24 protein-coding genes, 3 tRNA genes and 1 rRNA gene are annotated in these 22,074 nt (G+C 39.3%); 14 read left to right on the top strand and 14 right to left on the bottom strand.

Features of this window, described 5'->3' with window-relative positions; all coding sequences use genetic code 11:
• The first annotated feature begins 100 nt into the window (after positions 1-100).
• Positions 101-583 (top strand): PUA domain-containing protein, encoded by a 483-nt coding sequence (locus ACZ5YP_RS04540; RefSeq protein ID WP_464834589.1) that lies wholly within the window; start codon positions 101-103, stop codon positions 581-583.
• Positions 580-1,320 (top strand): proteasome assembly chaperone family protein, encoded by a 741-nt coding sequence (locus tag ACZ5YP_RS04535; RefSeq protein ID WP_464834588.1) that lies wholly within the window; start codon positions 580-582, stop codon positions 1,318-1,320. The genes ACZ5YP_RS04540 and ACZ5YP_RS04535 overlap by 4 nt, the downstream gene beginning before the upstream one ends.
• Here the strand turns inward: ACZ5YP_RS04535 and tgtA are convergent.
• Both tgtA and ACZ5YP_RS04525 read right to left on the bottom strand, forming a co-directional pair.
• Entirely contained in the window at positions 1,277-2,836 is a 1,560-nt protein-coding gene (gene tgtA, locus ACZ5YP_RS04530; RefSeq protein ID WP_464834587.1) for a tRNA guanosine(15) transglycosylase TgtA, read from the bottom strand. The two genes, ACZ5YP_RS04535 and tgtA, sit on opposite strands and share 44 nt — an antisense overlap.
• 12 nt (positions 2,837-2,848) lie before the next feature.
• Complete coding sequence (locus ACZ5YP_RS04525) at positions 2,849-3,292, bottom strand: Lsm family RNA-binding protein (RefSeq protein ID WP_464834586.1); 444 nt, start codon at positions 3,290-3,292, stop codon at positions 2,849-2,851.
• 79 nt (positions 3,293-3,371) lie between these two features.
• Between ACZ5YP_RS04525 and ACZ5YP_RS04520 the strand changes: the two genes are divergently transcribed.
• The 3 genes from ACZ5YP_RS04520 (at position 3,372) to ACZ5YP_RS04510 (ending at position 5,194) form a co-directional block, all read left to right on the top strand.
• Positions 3,372-3,713 carry a DNA-directed RNA polymerase subunit G gene (locus ACZ5YP_RS04520; RefSeq protein WP_464834585.1) on the top strand — a complete coding sequence of 114 codons (342 nt, stop codon included), beginning with the start codon at positions 3,372-3,374 and terminating at the stop codon, positions 3,711-3,713.
• A gap of 87 nt (positions 3,714-3,800) precedes the next feature.
• The gene (locus tag ACZ5YP_RS04515) at positions 3,801-4,124 is read left to right on the top strand and encodes a hypothetical protein (protein WP_464834584.1); all 324 of its coding nucleotides are present in this window, start codon (positions 3,801-3,803) and stop codon (positions 4,122-4,124) included.
• 164 nt (positions 4,125-4,288) lie between these two features.
• A complete protein-coding gene (locus ACZ5YP_RS04510; protein WP_464834583.1) occupies positions 4,289-5,194 on the top strand; it encodes an ATP-binding protein in 906 nt (301 codons plus the stop codon).
• Between the two features lie 18 nt (positions 5,195-5,212).
• Here the strand turns inward: ACZ5YP_RS04510 and thsB are convergent, their stop codons facing one another.
• Positions 5,213-6,856 carry a thermosome subunit beta gene (thsB, locus tag ACZ5YP_RS04505; RefSeq protein WP_464834582.1) on the bottom strand — a complete coding sequence of 548 codons (1,644 nt, stop codon included), beginning with the start codon at positions 6,854-6,856 and terminating at the stop codon, positions 5,213-5,215.
• Between the two features lie 188 nt (positions 6,857-7,044).
• Here thsB and ACZ5YP_RS04500 point away from each other — a divergent pair, with 188 nt between their 5' ends.
• The 5 genes from ACZ5YP_RS04500 to ACZ5YP_RS04480 all read left to right on the top strand — a co-directional run bounded on the left by ACZ5YP_RS04500 (position 7,045) and on the right by ACZ5YP_RS04480 (position 10,242).
• Positions 7,045-7,596 (top strand): transcription factor TFIIE, encoded by a 552-nt coding sequence (locus ACZ5YP_RS04500; RefSeq protein ID WP_464834581.1) that lies wholly within the window; start codon positions 7,045-7,047, stop codon positions 7,594-7,596.
• 2 nt (positions 7,597-7,598) lie between these two features.
• A complete protein-coding gene (locus tag ACZ5YP_RS04495; RefSeq protein WP_464834580.1) occupies positions 7,599-8,579 on the top strand; it encodes a DNA cytosine methyltransferase in 981 nt (326 codons plus the stop codon).
• Positions 8,579-9,028 carry a RecB-family nuclease gene (locus ACZ5YP_RS04490; protein WP_464834579.1) on the top strand — a complete coding sequence of 150 codons (450 nt, stop codon included), beginning with the start codon at positions 8,579-8,581 and terminating at the stop codon, positions 9,026-9,028. Before ACZ5YP_RS04495 ends, ACZ5YP_RS04490 begins: the two co-directional genes overlap by 1 nt.
• 61 nt (positions 9,029-9,089) lie before the next feature.
• Entirely contained in the window at positions 9,090-10,091 is a 1,002-nt protein-coding gene (locus ACZ5YP_RS04485) for an NAD(P)/FAD-dependent oxidoreductase (RefSeq protein WP_464834578.1), read from the top strand.
• Between the two features lie 77 nt (positions 10,092-10,168).
• Positions 10,169-10,242, top strand: a tRNA-Ile gene (locus ACZ5YP_RS04480).
• 95 nt (positions 10,243-10,337) lie between these two features.
• On the opposite strand, the gene ahcY is transcribed toward ACZ5YP_RS04480, so the two are convergent.
• The gene (gene ahcY, locus ACZ5YP_RS04475; protein ID WP_464834577.1) at positions 10,338-11,594 is read right to left on the bottom strand and encodes an adenosylhomocysteinase; all 1,257 of its coding nucleotides are present in this window, start codon (positions 11,592-11,594) and stop codon (positions 10,338-10,340) included.
• A 119-nt stretch (positions 11,595-11,713) separates the two neighbouring features.
• Here ahcY and ACZ5YP_RS04470 point away from each other — a divergent pair, with 119 nt between their 5' ends.
• From ACZ5YP_RS04470 to pyk, 4 genes are all read left to right on the top strand, one after another.
• Positions 11,714-12,247 (top strand): hypothetical protein, encoded by a 534-nt coding sequence (locus ACZ5YP_RS04470; protein WP_464834576.1) that lies wholly within the window; start codon positions 11,714-11,716, stop codon positions 12,245-12,247.
• A gap of 107 nt (positions 12,248-12,354) precedes the next feature.
• The gene (locus tag ACZ5YP_RS04465) at positions 12,355-12,594 is read left to right on the top strand and encodes a 30S ribosomal protein S17e (protein ID WP_464834575.1); all 240 of its coding nucleotides are present in this window, start codon (positions 12,355-12,357) and stop codon (positions 12,592-12,594) included.
• Entirely contained in the window at positions 12,578-13,063 is a 486-nt protein-coding gene (locus tag ACZ5YP_RS04460; RefSeq protein ID WP_464834574.1) for a hypothetical protein, read from the top strand. Before ACZ5YP_RS04465 ends, ACZ5YP_RS04460 begins: the two co-directional genes overlap by 17 nt.
• Before the next feature lie 194 nt (positions 13,064-13,257).
• Complete coding sequence (pyk, locus tag ACZ5YP_RS04455) at positions 13,258-14,673, top strand: pyruvate kinase (RefSeq protein WP_464834573.1); 1,416 nt, start codon at positions 13,258-13,260, stop codon at positions 14,671-14,673.
• Here the strand turns inward: pyk and ACZ5YP_RS04450 are convergent.
• From ACZ5YP_RS04450 to ACZ5YP_RS04405, 10 genes are all read right to left on the bottom strand, one after another.
• Positions 14,674-14,774: transfer RNA gene (locus ACZ5YP_RS04450), tRNA-Thr, on the bottom strand. It lies immediately after the preceding gene.
• Between the two features lie 39 nt (positions 14,775-14,813).
• Positions 14,814-15,518 (bottom strand): triose-phosphate isomerase, encoded by a 705-nt coding sequence (gene tpiA, locus ACZ5YP_RS04445; protein ID WP_464834572.1) that lies wholly within the window; start codon positions 15,516-15,518, stop codon positions 14,814-14,816.
• A gap of 41 nt (positions 15,519-15,559) precedes the next feature.
• Positions 15,560-16,699 carry a fructose-1,6-bisphosphate aldolase/phosphatase gene (fbp, locus tag ACZ5YP_RS04440; RefSeq protein ID WP_464834571.1) on the bottom strand — a complete coding sequence of 380 codons (1,140 nt, stop codon included), beginning with the start codon at positions 16,697-16,699 and terminating at the stop codon, positions 15,560-15,562.
• A gap of 93 nt (positions 16,700-16,792) precedes the next feature.
• Positions 16,793-18,601 carry a ribosome biogenesis/translation initiation ATPase RLI gene (locus ACZ5YP_RS04435; RefSeq protein ID WP_464834570.1) on the bottom strand — a complete coding sequence of 603 codons (1,809 nt, stop codon included), beginning with the start codon at positions 18,599-18,601 and terminating at the stop codon, positions 16,793-16,795.
• Positions 18,602-18,721: 120 nt separating this feature from the next.
• Positions 18,722-19,009 (bottom strand): DNA-directed RNA polymerase subunit M, encoded by a 288-nt coding sequence (locus ACZ5YP_RS04430; RefSeq protein ID WP_464834569.1) that lies wholly within the window; start codon positions 19,007-19,009, stop codon positions 18,722-18,724.
• Positions 19,010-19,220: 211 nt separating this feature from the next.
• Positions 19,221-19,338 (bottom strand): 5S ribosomal RNA (gene rrf / locus ACZ5YP_RS04425).
• 34 nt (positions 19,339-19,372) lie between these two features.
• The gene (locus ACZ5YP_RS04420; RefSeq protein ID WP_464834568.1) at positions 19,373-19,642 is read right to left on the bottom strand and encodes a hypothetical protein; all 270 of its coding nucleotides are present in this window, start codon (positions 19,640-19,642) and stop codon (positions 19,373-19,375) included.
• A gap of 9 nt (positions 19,643-19,651) precedes the next feature.
• Positions 19,652-20,737: a DUF1512 domain-containing protein gene (locus ACZ5YP_RS04415; protein WP_464834567.1), complete on the bottom strand. Its 1,086-nt coding sequence runs from the start codon at positions 20,735-20,737 to the stop codon at positions 19,652-19,654.
• A 79-nt stretch (positions 20,738-20,816) separates the two neighbouring features.
• A tRNA-Ala gene (locus ACZ5YP_RS04410) sits at positions 20,817-20,922 on the bottom strand.
• Positions 20,923-20,975: 53 nt separating this feature from the next.
• Positions 20,976-22,067 (bottom strand): tyrosine--tRNA ligase, encoded by a 1,092-nt coding sequence (locus ACZ5YP_RS04405; protein WP_464834566.1) that lies wholly within the window; start codon positions 22,065-22,067, stop codon positions 20,976-20,978.
• Positions 22,068-22,074 lie beyond the last annotated feature (7 nt).

The raw sequence follows: 22,074 nt of genomic DNA, 5'->3' as shown, positions 1-22,074 counted from the left end.
CTTCTTTTCTCCTAGACCGCTATTTTCAATCTAATTATCTCTAATTCTAATTCACGAATAAAACACTCTACTACTTGATTACATACTGGTGAATTCATAGTTGATTAAGAGAAAACCGACAGTATGGGAACTCAACGAACTACGTGAAATAGCTGAGTTTCAATTTGGTATTCGTGGAGAGCTCTTAATACCCAATAATGTAGACGTCGTAGTAAGTGTAAACACTAATAGAATTCGCTTTATACTATTAGATAATGAGAAATACTTATCACTTAGATCTCGTGACTACAGGTTTAATCTACATATTGCATCCGCTCATGCACTCAATAAACTACTACCACATCCCCGTCTACGCGTATATGTCAAAGAACCATATGTTGAATTCGTTGCCAGGGGAGGATCACTCTTCTCTAAACACGTATTAATGGCTGATCCCGACATAAGACCTGGAGACGAAGTCTTAGTAGTTGACTTTAAAGGTTCGCTAATAGCTGTTGGACGCGCTAAACTATCCGGCTGGGAAATAACTCATTATAATAGGGGTGAAGCAGTTAAAGTTAGAGAGGGTGTTATTAAACAATGAGTAGTATCAAGTTTATTCCACTAACAAGTATTTCAAGAGAAGAACTAGCTGACTCGCTATTAATCACTGGTTTTCACGGATTTGGACTAGTTGGCTACCTCACTACACTACACTTAGTTAGAGAATTGAATTTAAAGAGAATAGGCTTTATTAAAACCAAGTATATGCCAGAAGTAACAATGTATAGTAGAGATGTAGGTATTCGCTATCCATTTGAAGTATACCATGGAGTAGTAGGAGATAAAAAAGTATTGATTGTTTTACACAATGAAATGCCGGTTGACAGGGAGAAAACAGCCTACGTAGAACACCTTGTTTCACTAGTTAAAGAATGGAGAGTAAGAGAAGCTATTTTAATTGGTGGATTAAACCAAGACCTGCGAGAAGAACCAAACGAACAGTATAGGTGGATACCAATAAACAATCCAAGTATTAAACTAGACGCCAAGATCCTAGAAGAGAGAAATGTTATTGGTGCACTAGCACTAGCAATGATGTTTCTACAAGCAGAGGGATTAAACGGCATAGTAATACTCCCATTCACCGAACCCTATAGACCAGACCCTAGAGCTAGCGCCGTCGCCGTAGAAGTAATCTCGAAGATTCTAGGAGTAGAAATAAACATACAGAGATTAATTGAAGAAGCAACTATAATAGAGGCCATAGAGGCTGAAAAAGAGAGAATTGAAAAAGCTATGGAGGAAGCCGAGAAGAAATCTCGTCTAAGCTACATATAGTGACCTTCTCGCTATCGGAATAGCCAAGCAGTGTTTTAGTCGATTCAAATAGCTTTTTACTAAACCAACTAGTTTCAACTATGATAATGCTAGATGCTCCACTATCAAGTATTTTCTCAATCAACTCTGCTATTCTACGTGGTTTAATAGACTTCTTTGTTAATCTAGCTTCATGTTGGTAAAATGGATATGTTGAAGCCACACCAGGCGTCATCAATCCAAAATATGGATGTATAAATAAGACTACTACATCTCCTCTTTCTCCAATTAAATCTCTAATTTTCTCGAATTCTACTTGTTGATTATATGGCTTCTTATAAGCTGGAATTAAAACTACGTGTCTACCTCTCACTCTACTCTTCGCTATTTCAATACTCCTATCTATATTTACACTAGCCTTGGGGTTTACAAGCGACTCAAATGTATTAACGAGAAGTGCTTTACCACCAGGATTTACTCGTGGAGAGTATTTTTCAAGATAGTGTGCATACTTCTTCAATACATTAAAGGCCTCGTATAGTGATGGATGTGCTCTCGACCTATACTCTAAGAGCTCCCAGAGCCTTCCTTCTTTAATTGCTTGTTTAACTGTTTTAATTTCTCTCGCCAAGACGTATAGGTTGTGGAGTGCTAGTAGTTCTACTCTCTTATTCTCGGGCATTTCTAGTAGTTCTCGTGGAGTATACCTTGAACAAACCGGGCAGTTACAGGGGAAGTACTCGAGGTCTCTAATATGCTTTGTACCTGTTTCAAGCATGTATCTTCCATCACGAGCATAGAGTATGTAGCTAGCTGAGTCAAAGAGGTCTCCTCCAGCCGCGACGAGAAACGGTATTATCATGGGGTGCCCTACTCCAAACACGTGTATAGGCTTGCTTGGAGGTAGAATCATACGCGCTGTAACTACTAGTTCTACGAGTTTAGAATACTTGTATTTCTCCAACATAACTGTGGGTGAGCCAACAGCGTATATATCATATGGGAGTCTACGTGCCTGTATTGCAGCTTTAACTAGTAGTTCACGGTATGGAGCTCCTTGAACAGGATATACCCACAATTGATCCGAGTCTATTATCCATGGAAGGGCTTCAATACCTCTTCGATAAGTCTCTTCTACTGCATCTAGTGCTTCACTATAAGTCATTCTAGTACCAGTTGGTATGTCGAGTATTACTGCTATATCTGTTTCTATTTCCTTCTCGTATGAAACAATTGTTTTATTATCTACTTCGACGCCTCCATATACTAGTACTTGATATCCACCCGAATCAGTCATTATTACATTATTCCACTGGAATTCTCTATGAATCTTTTTAGCGACTCCTTTATTTCTCTTGTAGAACAAGTATGCATTTGTTATAAAGCCGTTAAAACCTAGTTGTTTAAGTACTTCGAGACTTGGTGTTTGCCTAGTAGGATCAACTACTGGAAATAAAAAAGGAGTTTCAAGGTATCCATGTCTAGTTGCGAGTTTCCCTATTCTACCCCCTAAATCTCTTGTTTTAGTTTCAAACAATTCTATTAAACCCTACATCTTCTTTTTCTTTTGCTCCATGTACTTCTTGAATAGACTGTAGAGTGTTTCAGCCATTGGTCCAGAGCCCATTACTCCTTCTTCGCTGACTCTATATCTTCCCAGTACTTCAACAGCTCTGATCTCTGGGAGTATTCTAACAGCGTGTTCTTGTATTTTCATTTCTCTCAAAAGCAATTCTTTGAATTCTTCTGGGTCAAATAATGGTTCTTCAAGCATTAGTATTTCAACTATTTTCTCTCCTTTAACGAGTATTTTAGAATACCTTGCTCCCGTGTTGTCAACAGCGTCTCTTAGTAGTATGTTTAGTGAAGGATGATCAAAACCTACTAGTACTCCCTCGTATGTCTTTCCATTCTCCAAGGTAATCTTGACTTTTCTATCTAAGACCGCTGATAGTTCTTGAACCAGCCTCCTTGAAGCTTCAGATACCGACACATTACTCACCCCGATGTTTTTAATACACTTAAGCTATATTTTTACAAGGTTTAATTAATGAGTTGTAAAGGTGTAGAAAGTGCTGTTTGAATGTAGTGTAGTTGATGTAACACCACTTAGAATACCAAGAGTTTACAGAGTAAAAACAACGTGTAGTGACTACGAAGTAGAAATAGAACTACACGCAGAAGTAGTCAATATACCTAGAAAAGAGAGTAAAATAACACTAGAAATCACAAACTCTAAAGACGAGTGTATGAAACACTACTTCTGCGCACACGGCTATGTTGTCTCAAATACACAACTAGGAGATATATACAGAGTAGTTATTTCACTACATGGATTCCTCGTAGTAATTAAAAGCAAGAATAAACTAGAACTCAAAGAACTAGACCATGTATATGTAGGGGCAACATACTAGATTTCTTTTATTTAACCAACATCAACACTAGAAAACTATCACTCAGCTCCCACTTATATCTACCCTACTCTAACTATAGGTGTAATCATGAATAACTCAATAGTAGTCCTCAGAATTTATAGAACAACAAGTAGTGAAAGAGATGTAGAAGAAGAATTGAAAAAACTCGGCGAATTCCTTAAAACAAGGTCTCAATTAGTAAGCGATGTAGAATACATTACAACGTCGAAGATAAGTAGCGGTGATGTAAAAGGATTAATTATTATAAAGAGTAGTAGTTTAGAGAGGGCTTCTAGCGAAGCTCATTTAATTACAACACTTGTAAAATCCAATTTCAAAACACTAGATGTTGAAGAAGCAAGTGACAGCTTAATTAGAAATATCACCATAGGACTCAAGAATTTTTTCTAAGACGAAAACCCTATGGATTTACAACACCAGTCATTCTTGAATATAGAGTCAAATATCCAAGTCAAATAATTCCACTAGAAGTCGATTCAAAAGAAGAGTATGTAGTTATTGGAAAAATACTGAATACTATACCATTACACACAGCAAAACTCTATAAAAACGACTTGTATAGACATGTATTAATAACTGGTACAACGGGCTCTGGAAAATCACATACAGCGGCACTAATTACAAAAAGAGCTTCTGAAAAACTAGGATTAAAAGTAGTAGTTCTCGACTGGCATGGTGAATACACTAGTCTACTACAAGACTATGAATACATAGATCCATACGATAACCCAGTAGCATTGTTTACAGGAGACCCAGACGATATAAGTGTTTTATCAAGTATTCTCGATTTAACTCCACCACAAGAATATCTATTAGAGAAAATACTACGTAGAAACACCAATGTAGTTAAATCAATAAACTTCTTACTAGACTACATTGAATCCTACCCCGAGGAGTCCAATTGGATGAGAGAAACAAAACTCTCACTTCATAGACGATTGAGTTTACTAGTAAGAGAAAACAATTCCACGCTCTTTGAAGCAAGGGGAAAGAGTGATTTAAAATCTCTTGGTTTAACGAGTAAACCAGTTATTGTAGATCTAGCTAGAATAAGAGATGTCAGTATTAGACGACTATATGCTTCTTTCTTATTAAAACGAATCGCTCCTTCAAATCCCGGTAGAGAGAAAAATCTACTCGTGGTCTTAGAAGAAGCCTACAACTACCTCTCAAAGATCCAACCAGTAAAACCTATTTGTGAAATGCTGAGAGAAATAAGAAAGTTTGGTGTTGGATTAATAATTGTTTCACAGTCAATTAGTCAACTAGTAGATGACGTTTCAATGAATACTAATACAAAAATAATACACGCTGTTAAATCAAAACAAGACCTTGAAGTCATCGAGAAATCACTGTATTTAGACCAGGACTTGGTGAGTGTTATTCCATACATGGAGCCCGGAGAAGCAGTGTATTCAACACCTAGTCTTAAAAAACCAGTTTTAATTAGAATTGAATAGAGTTTACATAAAAACAGGTTATTCTTCTTCTTTCTTTTCTTCTTCTGGTTTCTTACCGGCTTCCTCCTTCTTTTCGAGTTTGCTTGCAGATATAATGTCGTCTATTCTTAGAATAATTGTTGCTGCTTCTGTTCCACTCTTAATTGCTGTTGCAAGTATGCTTACTGGCTCGATTATTCCTAGTTTGAACATGTCTACTAGTTCACCAGTGTTTAAGTCGACACTAATCCACTTGCCATCTTCTTTCTCGTGTGCAGCTCTTAGCTTCATTATCATGTCTATTGTGTCTAATCCAGCGTTTTCAATCATTGTAATTGTTAGTCCCTCTAGTGCTTTTGCAAATGCCTCGATTGCTAGTTGCTCCTTGCCTCCTACTTTAACAGCGTATCTCCTCAAGTGCTTGGCGATTTCTATTTCTACTGCTCCACCACCAGCTATGACTTTACCGTCTCTTAGAGCGTCGGCAACAGCTGATAATGCATCTCTTAAACTCCTCTCTGCTTCGTCAACTAGTCTCTCTAGTCCACCTCTTATTACAATACTTACTGATCTCGGGTTCTTACATCCCTCAATAAATACCATTTTGTCTTCTCCAATCTTTCTCTCTTCTACTAGTTCTGCGTATCCAAGGTCTTCTGGTTTGAGGTCTTCAATATTGCTTACTATTCTTCCACCTGTTGCTCTTTCTAGTTTCTCTAGGTCGCTTCTCTTAACTCTTCTAACAGCAAGAATACCCTTCTTAGCAAGGAAGTGCTGAGCAACCTCGTCAATACCCTTCTGGGTTATTACAACGTTTGCTCCAACTTCTACTAGTTTTTCAACGTATTTCATTAGTATTTCTTCTTCTTGTTGTAGGAAGGCCTTCATTTGTGTTGGATCGCTTATTCTTATTTCAGCGTCGATTTCTGGTTTTTCAATTTCAAGTGGAGCGTCTAGTAGGGCTATTCTTGCTTTTTCAACTCTTCTAGGCATACCTGGATGTACTACTTCCTTGTCGAGTACAATACCGTATACTAGTTGTGTATCCATTAGTGAGCCTCCATACTTCTTAATTAACTGTATGTTGTCTATGTCTACGTAGATCTTGTCTCCTCTCTGTTCAGCTATCTGTTTGACTGCTTTAACAGCTATTTCTGCAAAGTACTCTCTAGCATCGTGAACAGCTTTGCTTGTTAGAGATGTCCTCGCGACCTTCTTTAATATCTCTTCGTCATTAATGTCTATTGGAATAGCGATTTGATATAGGATTTTTAGTGCTTCCTCCATTGCTTTTCTATAACCAGAAATAATTACTGTTGGATGAATGTTTTTGTTTAGTAATTCCTCCGCTTGTTTGAGTAGTTCGCCTGCAAATATAACTGCTCTCTTTGTTCCATCACCAACTTCTGCATCCTGGCTTTTAGCTACGTGTACAAGCATTTTGGCTGCTGGGTGTTGGATTTCAGCTTTGTCTAGTATTGTAGCACCGTCGTTTGTAATAGTTACATCTCCAAGTGTATCAACAAGCATTTTATCCATTCCTTTAGGACCATATGTGGTTTTTATCATTTCTGCTACTGCTCTAGCAGCCATCATGTTTACTCTTAGAGCGTCTCTTCCAGCTGTTCTCTGAGTACCTTCTTTAAGTATTAATACTGGAATACCAGTTGGCTCTACAGCCACTATATACCACCCCTAACCCAACCATAAGCTAGAAATATCAAAGGCTTCTATATAAGCTTTTTTTAATCAACCACCATAAAGATCTAGACAGAGGCTCAACGAGGCCACAATGCATTAAATACATTAAACCCTTTGAACAAATTAACTTTGAAGATAAGTGTTGTACTATGAATACATGGTGATTACAATTGAGTTCCAAGTCGAAACAGTCAATGGAGTTACAAGACAACGATCTAATAGACATGTCCGCCATGATCATAGAAAACATGTTTGGTGAGCCCGGTAGAAAGATATTTGAGTATCTACTGAAAAACGGGTATATTGCAGAAGAGAGAATAGCAACGACTTTAGATGTTAGATCTAATGAAGCAAGAAAAATACTCCAGAAACTCTCTGATGAAGCAGTAGTAATTCCCGATAGAGTAAAAGACGAAGAAACAGGAGAAGTACTACACTCATGGCGGCTCAATAAACCAGCATTGAAAACATTTATTCTAAATAGACTGAAGAAAACCAGAGAGAAACTTGAAGTCCTAGCAAGACATGAGAGAGAAGGTACACTATATATTTGTAAAACCTGTAATAGGAGATATCTATTAGATGAAGCATACGCCTACGGCTTTCAATGCCCCAACGACGGCGACTTACTAGTAGAAGCAAACAACCCAGCAGTAGTAAAACTAATTGAGGAATCCATTAAGAAAATAGATGTATTGATATCTATGATTGAGCGGATGTAGAATTGCCGAGTACTATATACAAATACATAGACTTGTTCTCCGGGGCTGGAGGCTTCTCACTCGGGTTTCACTCAACAAGTAGATTTAAGTGTCTACTAGCAGTAGACAACTTCAAATACGCAGCACTAACATATAAAGCAAACATACCAGATTGCACCGTGCTCATTGAAGACATCAAAGAACTAGATGCTACAAAACTATATAGTTTTGTAAAACCCGGAGAAATAGATGTAGTTATTGGCAGTCCTCCATGCGAGCCTTACACAGGCGCCAATCCCACAAGACAGAAAAACCCACTGGACAGATTATATGTAGACCCAATGGGACAGTTAACACTCCACTATATTAGAATAGTTGGTTTACTCAAACCCAGAGTTTTCGTCATGGAGAATGTCCCGGCAATAACAGAAAATGGTTTAAAACAAGCATTAATAGAGGAATTCAAGAGAATTGGTTATCCACGAATATACTTCAATGTATTAAAAGCAGAAGACTATGGAAACCCGAGTCACAGAGTAAGAGTATTTATATCAAATATACCAATAAACCCTGCAAAACAGAGAGATCGAGTAGTAGTTAGAAAAGCACTGAGTGGACTGTCAGAACCAGGCTCTCCACTAGTAGCAAACCATGAGCCACCACCTGAACTCCCATGGAAAAAACTCAAAAAAGCAGCCCGGTTGAAACCAGGCGAGGCACTAGTACACTATTATGGAGCAGAGAGACTGCTTCCAAACCTTGTTAAACTAGACCCAGACGACATAGCTCCTACAGTGCTTGGCTCATCAAGGTTTATCCATCCATTCCAGCCAAGACTACTCACTGTGCGCGAACAAGCGAGGCTCATGGGTTTTCCAGACACATTTGTATTTATCGGGGGCCGTGATTCTCAATATAATATGGTTGGCGAAGCCGTCCCAGTCCCCCTAGCTAGAGCAGTAGCACTCGAGGTTTTAAAAGCACTTGATGAAGGTGTAGTGTAATGAGAGAACTATATATTGTATTATATGCACCAAGTAGTGTTCAAAAACTAATTGATTTTCTAAAAACAGTCTACACTGTTGAGAATGCAGTACCAGTAGTAGTAAAACCCTTTGGTGCAGCTGCACAAGTAGGAGTACCAGAAGCACATAGAATATCGTATAAACTAGGTAAACCACTCATAATACTACCAGAACTAAAAGACTTACACTCAATCCTCAATTGTGAAACAGTATACTATGTAAGCGAAGAGGGAGTTAATAAAAACCTACATGAACTACTAGGCGAAGCAAAACAGAGAAAAACAGCTATTGTAGTGGGATCTGGAGAACAAGAACCAAGTAGAAAAGAAATAGAAGGATTTACTATTGTCTGGCCGAGAGAAATACCACGTGGAATACCATCTACTGCTTTAACAGGTATACTCGTATACGAATTAACTAGAATTTAGACTGCTTCCTCTCTACAACCCTTTATAATCCTATAACAATGTTATAGTAATAGGTGATTACATGTTTAAACTAAGAGCAACACTACCAAGAACTAGAATTGAAGAAACAAGAGATAAATACGACGTGGTAATAGTAGGCGGCGGCCCAGCCGGCCTCTCAGCAGCACTATATACAGCTAGATATGGATTAAAACCCATAGTAATAACCAAGACAATCGGTGGAAACGCAGCTATAGCACCACTAGTCGACGACTATCTTGGAATACCCGAAATACCTGGCCAAGACCTAGTTGATAAATTCGTTAAACACGTAGAGAAATACAATGTACCAATAATAATCGATGAAGTAGTAGATTTATTCAAAGACCCGGAAAACCAGCAATTATGGTGTGTAAAAACAAAGAGTAGATCTAAACCTATTTGCGGCTACGCAGTTATACTCGCCATGGGTAGCGAGAAGCGGAAACTAGGTGTTCCAGGAGAAGATAGACTACTAGGTAGAGGAGTATCGTATTGTGCAGTATGCGATGGAGCATTCTTCAAAGACAAAGTAGTAGCAGTAGTAGGTGGAGGAAACTCGGCTTTTATCAGCGCATTATATCTAAGCAACCTGGCCTCCAAGGTATACCTAATCCACAGGAGAGAATCGTTTAGAGCGTTTGAAACATACATTGAAGCCGCCCGTAAAAACCCAAAAATAGAGATACTAACAAACACTATTGTAAAAGAAATACTAGGAGAAGAGAAAGTAGAAGGATTAAAACTAGTAAACACACAGACAAACGAGGAAAAAATCCTCATAGTAGACGCTGTATTCATTGAAATCGGTACAAACCCACCAACAGAGTTCTTTAAGAAAGTAGGTATTGAAGTAGATGAAGAAGGCAAAGCAAAAGTCAACATAGACATGAGCACCAATCTCCCAGGAGTCTACGCTGCAGGAGATGCTGCAGGTGGACCCTACAAATACAAATTTGAACAAATAGTAACAGCAGTGGCGGAAGGAGCAATAGCAGCAGATGCAGTAGCAAAATATATTGCAACACTCAAGAAAACTAGTTAAACCTCCCTCCCATTGAAGACACGATATTGAGTAAAAGAATAAAATTTAAACCCTTTTGAAACTTTAAAATAGATAAGGGGCCCGTAGCTCAGCCAGGTAGAGCGCCCGGCTCATAACCGGGTGGACCGGGGTTCAAATCCCCGCGGGCCCACAAATAACTCCTCTATTATACATAGCCACAGAGGATGTACTCGTAGACATCCAGAGTGAAAAATGGTTTTTCTATAAAGAACAAAGTATTCGTTCTCACGTTCCATACTTCCAGGAAGAGAGATATTCGCGTTGTCTTGGTGTTAACTCGTCTATTTCTATACCCATAGATTCTAGTTTTAACCTTGCAACCATTTCATCTAGTTCTCTTGGAAGTCTCAGAACTCGGTTTCCAAGTCTACTCTTGTTTTCTAATAGGTATTTTACAGCTAGGAATTGATTAGCAAAACTCATATCCATTACCTCGCTTGGATGGCCCTCTGCTGCTACAAGGTTTACTAGTCTACCCTCAGCGAGTAGGTAGAGTTTCCGTCCATCTTTCAATGTATACTCTGTTACATATGGTAGTATTTGCCTCTTCTCGACTGATAGTTCTTCTAGGTCTGGTATCCAAATCTCAACGTTGAAGTGTCCAGCATTGGCGAGTATTGCTCCATCTTTCATTTTTTCAAAGTGTTCTCTTCTTATAACTGCTATGTTGCCTGTTGCTGTTATGAACACGTCTCCTATACTAGCAGCTTCCTTCATGGGCATTACTTCGAATCCATCGTATACTGCTTCGAGCGCTCTAATCGGGTCTACTTCTGTAACAATAACTCTGCGTGCTCCAAGACCCCTCGCTCTTCCCGCTATTCCCTTTCCAACCCATCCATATCCTGCTACAACTACTATTTTTCCAGCAACTAGTATGTTTGTAGCTCTCAATATACCGTCGAACGTGCTTTGTCCAGTACCATATCTATTATCAAACATGTGTTTGGTGTAAGAGTCGTTTACAGCTATAACAGGGTATTTGAGTAACCCCTCGTTTTCAAGAGCTCGAAGTCTATTAACACCAGTTGTTGTCTCCTCTGTTCCACCAATTACATTACTCGCTATGTCAGGGTATTTCTCGTGGAGTACTGCGTGTAGGTCTGCACCGTCATCTATAACAATATCTGGTTTGCTCTCAGCTATTTTAGTTATACACCAATAGTATTCATCACTATTTTGCCCTCTCCAAGCATAGACGTGTATTCCACGAGTAGCCAGCGCGGCTGCAACATCGTCTTGAGTAGATAGTGGATTACTCCCTGCAAGATAGACTTCTGCACCGGCTTCTCTAAGTGTTAATACCAATACAGCTGTCTCCTTTGTAACGTGTAGCACAGCACCTATTTTCACTCCTTTCAAAGGCTTTGACTCGGAATACTTTTTTCTAAGGAGCATTAAAACAGGCATGTTTTTCTCTGCCCATGCAATCTTCAACTCGCCGCTACTAGCTAGCGATATATCTCTCACTTTAAACTCCATTAAACCCACCATGAAAAACTAGTCTACTAGAATCTAATATAGTTCAATAAAACCCGTGGAAACAACATAAAACAAATTAGTTGATTTAAAAATAGTAGTTCAATGGTGGATAAAACACTATGTCAGAAGGAAACGAGTTACCTAGAAGTGTATTGTTTAAAAACCTCATAGCAGATAAACCATGGCTCTACATAATAGCCCGGTTTATCAAGAGCTACCCGGGTTTAACAATTGAAGAACTAAAAGAAGCATCTAAATTGAAAATAGACGTGGTTAAACGAGGAGTATGGTGGCTCAAGAAATACGGTATTATAGAGGAAAAGAACGGTAAATTGTTTATTACACGCGAATACTCAGACATCATGGAGTCAATGATATACAACACTTGTAGTATAGGAGACTACACAGTACTATTACTAGACAAAGTATACCTAGTCTACCTAGTTAGAGAGGGTAAGATAGAATACTGGTCTCTACCAGTAGACTACTACGAGAAAATTAAATACTACGAAAACATCACTGGTGGAACATACACACCAAGTGAAATAGCGAGTATTCTAGGAGTCGACCCTGGAACAGCGAGAAGAGTACACTTACTAATAGAGCTACTAAGACAGTGTAAGCCGTCTCAGACCCGTGGGTCTCGGTCATAAATCCCAGTCGGTGGTTTTCATCACCACTAACAAGAAAACTCGTTGAGTTTTATAAACCCGTTTATAAATGAGCATATTAAAGCAGACGATTTAGAAAGGTGTTTATTATGGGTAAGGTAAGACCAAAACTCGTTAAGAGAGTAGCTAGAGAGCTACTAACCAAATACCCGGATTTATTCAAGAGAGATTTTGAACACAATAAAAAAGTAGTTTCAAAACTAACTGTTATACCATCAAAGAAGTTGAGAAACCAGATAGCCGGGTATATAACACACCTACTAGCAATCGAGGCAAAACGCGAAAAGAGAGTTGAAGTTGCTGGAGAAGTGAGTGAGGCTGGTGCTTAAATACACTATTGGAAATGAATACATCGAGGTTTTACTAGGCTGGAGAAATACATCTCTACGTATATACCTCTACTCCTGTAAAAACATTACTGGAGACCTCAAAAAAGAAATAGAATACCGTGGAATTAAACCAGAAGACCCAGTCTCCATCATACCAGAAAACATTATTGAAACTCCACTCCAATTGATCCAAGCTGCACTAGCATATAAAATCTACTCTAGTGAATTAGAAAGAATACGTAATAAAGGCCTCTTACTAGCAATGCTAGCTACGGGAACTAGTCAAATAAGCGAAGTTGTTAAAATTCTAGGTGATGAAGTAGAAGAGAGAAAACAATACTATATTCTTGGAGTAGATTGTATTCCACAAAATACTAGTGAATGCACTCCACTAGACTATAGAAGTGTAGGGACAGGATTTGTAAAGCCATTGGTAAAAAACATTAGATTTCTTTTAACGCTTCTATAGCTCTACCACTCTTCTTCCCATTCTTCTTCTTCCCACTCTTCCTCTTCCCACTCCTCTTCCCATTCCTCTTCTAGCCACCACTTCACACTTCATCCCCAAATCCACGTTATAAGACACGACTTATAAATGTTTATTACTAGGAAATTCAACACGTTTCAATATGGGTGTAAATCAACTTTAAATGGTGTTTGCTTTTGAGTATTAAAGTAATTGCTACAATAGGTCCCTCTTCAAATAACTACGAAGTAATCTATGATTTAATTAAACACGGAGTATCTGGGTTCAGAATAAACTTTGCCTTTGGAAACCCAAGTGAATGGCATAACATAGTTGAAAATATTAGAAAAGCCTCTCGCGAACTAGACACGATAGTATCTATAATGGGAGATATACCAGGCCCCCAGACAAGAACAGAGAACACTGAAGCCATTACAGTGAAAAAAGGCGATTTCATAACAATAACCCTGGAATCCAAGAAGCAGGAATTTCAAGGCGAAAAAATACTAGTTGTTAGTAAACGCGAATTATTTGATATTCTCACACCTGGAGATACTATTCTCTATGGAGACGGAGAAGTAGAAATGAGAGTTGTAGAATTTAGTAGAGACTACGCTAAATGCCTAGTTGTCACTCCAGGTGTTTTAAAACCTGGTAGAAAAATTGTTGTTCCTAGAAAAGACCTACCAACTGGTTTTCTAACGAGTAGTGATATTGAATTAATAAAATATGCTTGTAGCGAGGAATTCACCTATATTGCTTTAAGCTATGTTAGAAGTGAAAAAGATGTTTTACTTGTAAGAGACCTATTAGCACAGTTAAATTGCAGTACAGGAGTCATTTCAAAAATAGAGACACGCAATGGATTCTCCAACCTCGAAAAAATCGTAGAAGCATCTGATGCAATACTAGTAGCAAGGGGAGATCTAGGAGTACACTTCCCAATAGAATTAATTCCAGTCCTACAAGACAAGATAATTAAAACAACTGTTAAACATGGAAAACCAGTAATAGTAGCCACCGATATCTTAGAATCCATGATTGAAAACAATAGACCTAGTAGAAGCGACGTTGTTGGATTATACAATATAGTACACAGTCTTGCAGACGCCATATTATTAACTAGTGAAACAGCAATTGGTAAATACCCCGTTGAAACAATTAAATGGGCTAAAACAATAATATCAGCTGCACTAAACAACCTCCCCCATTCCACACTCGAAGAATTCAGAAAAGAATTAACAGCTGAGTCACTCATGGAGAAATACGCTCAGGGACTTATACACCTAGCTGAAAGCCTACATGGAACAATTATTGCATATACAAAGACAGGAAATATAATTCCATTGTTGTCTAGGTATAGACCTCTAATTCCAGTCTACATGGGAAGTTGGAATAGAAAACTACTCGAGAAGTCAACTATATACTATGGAGTCAACCCCGTAGACTTATCAAGCAAACTCGTTGAATCAGATGACTACGAGAAAGGAGTTGAAGAAGTATACAGTAAATTGAAAACAATAGGCTACTTGAAAATTGGAGATATAGTAGTCAAATCCTATTCAAAACGCGGTATAAACATACATGAAATAAGAGTTGAAATTGTAGTGTAAAGCCGCCGGCGGGATTTGAACCCGCGTCCACCGGCTCTCTCGACTCCGGTCTCTAGTAAACCTTACGAGGCCGGCGCTCTACCAGGCTGAGCTACGGCGGCATCTATACAAAAAGAATTAGAGTAAGGGGTTTTTGTTTTTTACTTGGATATTTCTTTGAAGGCTAGAACGGCTTTTTCAGCCATGTCTTTCATGACGCTATATGGGTCTTTTGCCTTGACAATAGCAGATGCTACTAATACACCGATCGTGCCTAGTTTTATTGCTATATAGACGTCTTCACCTGTTGAAATACCTGCACCAGTTAATATCTTTACATTTGGATTAACTCTTCTAATTAACTCAACACTATTGGTTATAACTTCTGGTTTAGCTTTACTCACACTAATACCAGTACCAATCAACTCAGGTGGTTCAACAGCAACCATGTCTGGACCGAGTACAGCTACAGCTGCACCTGTCTCGGGCACATCTGCACATGCAAGTACTTCTAAGCCCAGTGTATGAGCCTTCTTTACCAAGTAGTTTATATCGGCTAGTTTTAATCTATGCTCACTGTGGTTAATGATAACTCCGTGTACTCCTAGTTCTTTCAGGCCTTCTAGTGGAATATAGCCTGTTATAGCACCTGGTTCTAGTGGGTCTGCGTGTTGAGCGTATACTTTTATCCTAGTCCCTTTTACCTCTTCGAGTATATTTTTCAACTCGGTGAATGGTGGTGCTAGAATTACTTCTACATCGTATTCCTCAATAATTTTCTTCGCCGCTCTAGCTAGTTCAAGCGCATGTTTTCCAAAACTATGTGGATAATACGCCTTGTAATTTACTGCTAGAATAGGGCGCATATACCACGCCTCGAGACAAAGTATTTATTGTGGAAAAAAGACTATAGTGAGTGTTCTTTCTTAACTACTTTATACGCGTCTTCGGCTTTTACAAATCTATCTTTTAACTTCTGGAGTACATCTGGTAGTGTTGTATACTCCATTTCCTCTGGTCCAAGTCTGTGTGGCATGAATGGACCATGTCTCCTCATGTATTCTGCTATTAACTGAGCTATTCTCCTTGTTTCATCGTATGCTACATCGTCGAATAGGTCTACGGGCCCAATCAACCTGCCTCTACTTATATTCCAGCCAAGAGCTATAACACGTGGTGGGCCGTCAAACCTTGTAACCTTGGCGTATCTTAGTGGTACTGGCATTAATGGGCCGAAGTGGCTACCCCTCATCCACCCGGCTACTAAGTGTGGAAATGCAAATGCTTCTAGGATTTCACCAACTGCTGGTAGACCGTGTTGTGCTCTAACAATTGCTACTGGGTCGTCTTTACCAACATATCGACCAGCCATTAAATTCAATCTCTCAACACTTACAACTGCCGCTAGTAGATTATCGCTTTTTCTATAAACTCTTCTAATTACAAATCTACCGGTTGTACCAATTAATGCTAGAATATCATACATTTCCTCTGGAGACTTCATTAATACACTTCTACCCTCCATTACATCGTATACTTCAAATACAAATCCATCATGCATCTTGGGGTCTATGACTAATCCAGCTGTATTGAATGGATCAGCAAATATTCTAAAGATCGGTAGGTTGAATGCACCAGGCTCGGTTTTATCAGCGTGGAACGTAATAACGGGTTCAGCTACTCTCTCCTCCATTTCAAGCTCTGCTACACCAGGACCCATACCTCTAACATTACCGGAAAACGCCTCTGATAAGAGGTCTTGTCCAGCCGCGTAGAGTTTTAATTCACGGGCAACTTTTGCAGCTGCTTTAAACGCGTCCCATGCTAGTCCATGGATGTCTGGGTGGTCTGGGCCCTTAGTATGAGTCATAATTAACTGGATGTCGTCTCCAACATTTGTTACGTAGAAGTCTATAATAATACCTTTCTGTTTGGCTTCTGCAAGTATTTTTGTTGCGGCTGCTAGTTGGTCGGGGTGAGGAGAGTGGTGTCCAGCTATACTTCCAACATCTGCTTTTATTACAGAAAGAGTTATTTTCTCGGTCATTATAACACCTATACGCTTTTAAAATATCATATCAATGCTTATAAATCTTTATGGGGAAGGATGGTCTTGGATATTGATACATCCATGTAAAAATTAATCAACAGCGAAGTATATACCACGCTGCTTCTGTTCTCTATCCAATACAGAGTCTGGTTTATTAATTCTTGGCCTTCCAGTCTCTTGATCTCTACGGACAGTTATATCGAGGTTTCTTAGTAGGTTGTTTAAGCCATCACGTAGATCTAGTGGTTTAGTAGACTTTCCCTCTATACTAGGCGAGCCCCAAAACACCATTACCTTATCACTCACGTATGTTTGGAAGAGTAAGTCGTGTTCTACAACGATGGCTGCTTTATGCTTTTCTTCTATTATTTTACGGATTACTTTAGCAACACTAATTCTCTCTTCTACATCTAAGTATGCTGATGGCTCGTCTAGGAAGTATAGATCAGCGTCTCTTGCCAATGAAACTGCTACTGCTAGTTTTTGTAGTTCTCCTCCACTGAGCTCGTCTACTCTTCTCTCGAGTAGTCTATTTAATTTCAATCTCTTTACGAGTTCGAGGTATAACCACGATGTGGGATCGACTGCTTGTGGAGAGGCTGCTTTTAAATTACCTAGAACTGTTTCCTCCGTGAATATTTTTGGCGAAACTTCTTGTGGTTTTATACTGACATTTGAAGCAGTAATTAATACTTCTCCACTAGAGGGTTTTAACTCGCCACTCAATAGTTTTATAAATGTTGTTTTACCTATTCCATTAGGGCCTACAATGCCAACTACTTCGCCTACGTGTAGCTCGCCGCCTTCTACCGAGAGTTTAAATCCACCTGGTTGATACTGGAACTCCATGTCGCTCCATGCGAGTACCGGGTATGGGTTTTCCTCTCTTACTTCTCCTTTAACTGTTATTCTAAACTTTATCTCGTAGTCTCTTATTCTCATGTTTTCCGCTGGTAGATAGCCCTTTAAGTAGTTGTTTATTCCAACACGGGTACTGTATGGTTTAGAGGCTATACCGTATACTCCGGGCTCACCATATATAACTGTTATATTGTCTGATAAGTAGTCGAGGATCATTAAGTCGTGTTCTATTACAACCACGTAGTTTTTCTCTGGTTTACTAAACTCTCTAATAGCTTTTGCAACTCTAACCCTCTCTCTTACATCGAGGTAGCTACAAGGCTCGTCAAAGAAGTATGCATTAGCGTTTTTCAATAATACTGCTCCAACAAGGAATTTTTGTAGTTCTCCACCACTCAATTCCCCTATGTTTTTATCTAGGAGTTTTTCTAGTGCGAGTGCAGATACTACCTCTTTGAAGTTTCCTGTTTCATCGGCTCTAGTAAGGAGTTCTCTCACTGTACCTTTGAGTACTCTTCTAGCGTGTTCAATGTATTGTGGTTTAACAACTGCCTTGATCTCGCCGGAAGCTAGTTTTGAAAGGTATGCTTGTATCTCTGTACCTCTAAAAGCCTTTATTACCTCGTCCCATTCGGGTGGATTGACTAGTCTACCTAGATTGGGTTTTATCTGACCGGAGAGTATTTTTATACTTGTTGATTTACCAGCACCGTTTTGACCAATAATACCCAGTATTTGACCGGTTCTAGGAGCTGGCAGACCATATAGTTTAAACATGTTTTCTCCATATCTATGAATAAGCATTTTCTCGTATTCATCTGGTAGGTTAACGATCGAGATGGCATTGAATGGACACTTTTTAATACATATACCACAACCAACACAAGTGTCTTCATAAATAATAGCTCTCGACCTATCCTCTGCTAAGTCAATTGCCTTCTTCTTTCTACTTCTATTTACAGGGCAAAACCTTATACACTCTAAATTACACTTACTCGGCTTGCAGTAGTCTCTATCTACAACTGCTACTCTAACCAAGCTGTAAGCACCTCACTATACTTTAAAATCAATTATGGGATAAAAGCAAGTATAAACACTATTTAATACGGGATGAAGAGTGGTGACGGCTCTGATTTATGACGATAAAAACAGAGCTGACTATTCTTCTGATGATTCTTCTTCTTTTTCAAACTCCTCAAGGAATATCTCGTAGAACTCACTAAGCATTTCGCGTTCTTCCTCGGTCAACTTCCTCTCCTTTGCCTCGCTTGCAACTGCTGTTGCAACTCTCTTATTAGCTTCAATTTGATATGTAATACTGTCTTTTCTACCCTTCTCTTCTTTTACTTCTACTTCATAACCACACCTAGTACACTTCATATAGATTTTCCCATTCTTTCTAGTAGGCACCATTATAGAGCCACACTTGGGGCAAAACTTAACCATTTAATCACCAAACACATTGTATCTAGTATAATGGTTAAATTAGGGTTATTAAATTATATACCTCTAAACACCAATAGAAAACACGTATTCTTTATCACAGTTTATTTACATACACGTATACTTCTAGACAACACCTTAATTGATGAAAACTTCTTGGTTGGAAAAGGTGTTGTCTAGAAGTAATAGTGAAGTTTAGAAGTGTAACGGCACCCGATCCCAGCTCGGGGCGGCTGCGAGGCCTCGCGGACCTCACGGCCACCCCGACGTGGCCGGCTTAACTTCCGGGATCTGACGAGACCGGGTGTTGCCCGGCCACTATGGCCGGGTCGGGTGCCGTTTTCACTCTATTTGTTGAAGGGGTTTTTAAAGTTTTTCTTTTTCAATAGCGTAGATTGCTTTTATCTTTAAGTCTCCTCCGCAAGAGGGGCATTTTCCCTTTACTAGTCCTATGAAGTCTCCTGGTTCGAATTCTCTTTCTACTACGTATCCGCATTTAGTACAGACTAGTCGTTCTCTAATTATTTTCTCTGTTTTCTTTGGCCTCCTAGCGTATGTATCGTAGACCAGGTAGATTATTAGTATTAGGATTACTATTAACCAGATTATATCGGGTGGGAGTTGTAGTTTTATCATGTTATCCACCTATCCAGGTATTCCCATTGTATTTCCAATACCCGCTATTATTACCGTTGCATTTTGTGGAGTGGTTTCTTCTATTATTCTCTCAATGTGGTTTAATGCGCGTTCACATGCTTCTACTATTTCTTTCTTCATTGTTGTAATAGCTTCTTTCATATCCATTTTCACTACCAGTGCTCTCAGTGGAATATTGTATTTAGATGCAGCTCTCTCAATTGCTATTTTCTCGGGGCCTGGGTCGCCTATAGCTGCACCAACACCCTCTGCAATAGAGCCTGTTTCTTCGCCTTCTAGTTTCAAGGCTGCATCAATAGTTATTATCAAGTCTACATTTCCTTTGAGTTCTTCTACTACTCTATTTATAACTGCTCCAGGATGACCTACATTACTACCAGGGCCCTCTGCTTTTACGAGTATTAACCTCCGATCCTTATAGTAGGCTTCTATTACACTCGTATCATCTATTACTCTTCTCGATTTAACCTCGCTTTTCTCTAGTAGATTATAGACTATAAACGGCCCTGCTCCATCCCCTATTGGCCTACCCTGCATAAATGACTCTAGCGCCTCGTGATATGTATATACAATCCGCATTACCTGGGGCATGAGGTACTCCAACTGCATAATCAATATAAAATTGTTTTCTCTCTCGCCGATGAGAAGGTAGTGTCTTATTTCCTTGTAGACAATGTTTAAAGCTGCAACTATTGAAAGCGATGTTTCTACTAGTGATAACTCGTGTTTACCGAGATTTGGTAGAAATCCAGATACTATTTTCCTAACGCTGTTTTCAGTTGTTCTCAACAAGTGATCCATTCGTTTAATAATATCAGTAGGCTCGATTTCAACTGGTTCAATAGTGAAGAAGTCAATAACTCTCTCTATAAGCGCGTCTGGAACTTCAACACCGAGATTTCTAAGCATATTCCTGGTTTTAGCCTTGTCTTCTTCAAGTAGACTCTTAATAGTATTTAATTTCGTCCTTATATCGAGAATCCATATCTTCAACTGTATGCGCTGGTTTAAACCAGTAATCAATAGAATAAACAGTATTATCCAAATCAATTGTATAATTGTTGAAGCATCCATTACATCCTACCCCCAAACACCCATCATGTAGTCAACTATGTATTAAGCATATACAGAAGGTTATTAAAAAGAATGTGAGTGGACCGGCCGGGATTTGAACCCGGGACCTCCGCCTTTCTCCGACCTCGGCCGCACCCCCTGAGGCCATGCAAGGGCGGCGCTCTTCCAGGCTGAGCTACCGGCCCACCATTAAAAACACTATAATTAACGGGGTTTTAAATTCGTGACTATTAGTGTCCTACCTTGTTATTTTAGCTGATTTCAACTCCTCTAGGATCTTTACTGTTTCACTCGACGAGAAGAGTTTTCTCTGTATATCACTTATCATTTTAACAAGTGCTTCTGCCGTGGCCTTCTTCAAGTCTAATGGGTGTAGTTTTCCACTTGTATAGAGGGATTCTAGTTCCTCTATGCTATATATGTCGATTGGGCCGCCATATTGTTCTGGTCGTTCTACGTGGAGTACAAATCCTGGTTGCTGGAACAACAGGTATTTATTGATCTCAATGATCGGGTTAAACTCTACTGTTCTTGGCGGGCAATAGGCCTTCATAATCTTCTCTCTAATTTCATCTGGAGAGTCGTGTAGGAAAATCGCTGTTTCAGGTTTACTCTTACTCATTTTAACCTCTGATAACACCTCGTCTAACTCGCTTGTTTCAACGGGTTTCTTTTTAGCGGGGCCTAGAAGACCAGATACTATTGGTGTGTGTATGGCTACTACTTTCTTCCGGCCGATTTTCTCGGCGATATCTCTTGCAAGCATGTGTGCTTTACGCTGGTCTAGTCCTCCAAGTGCAATGTCTAGATCTAGGTAGAATATGTCTGAAACCTGCATTAATGGATAGATTAACTTAGAGAAGTCTGTTTCTGCCTCGTCAGCTGTTCTACCCATAATAGTCAATGCCCTCTTCACACGTGCAAGTGAAGTTTTCTTTGCCGACTTCAATAGAATACTCCAGTACTCCTTGTCGCTTACTAACTCCTCGGCGTCTACAAAGTGTATTTTACCAATGTCGACTCCAATGGCCTCCAAGGCCTTTCTCGTGTATCTAGCTGCCTTTCTAATTAACTCAAGGTCTCCTCCTAGCTTGTCGTTAATATATGCGTGCCAGGTAGCTTCTAAAATATAGAAGTCTACACCTATGTCGACCAGGTCTTTTACTTTATACATCCAGACTAGCCATCCAATATGTATTAGTCCACTCGGCTCGAATCCAATATAGCCTTTTGGCTTCGGGTTTTCAACTAGTAGCTTACTTAGTTCTTCGAGTGTTACTACTTCAACCGTGTTGCGTACTGCTATTTTCAGTTTTTCCTCGTGGTTCATTGCAGAG

It is taken from the genome of Sulfophobococcus zilligii (assembly GCF_055398255.1).
This window is presented reverse-complemented; position numbering and strand designations above follow the sequence as displayed.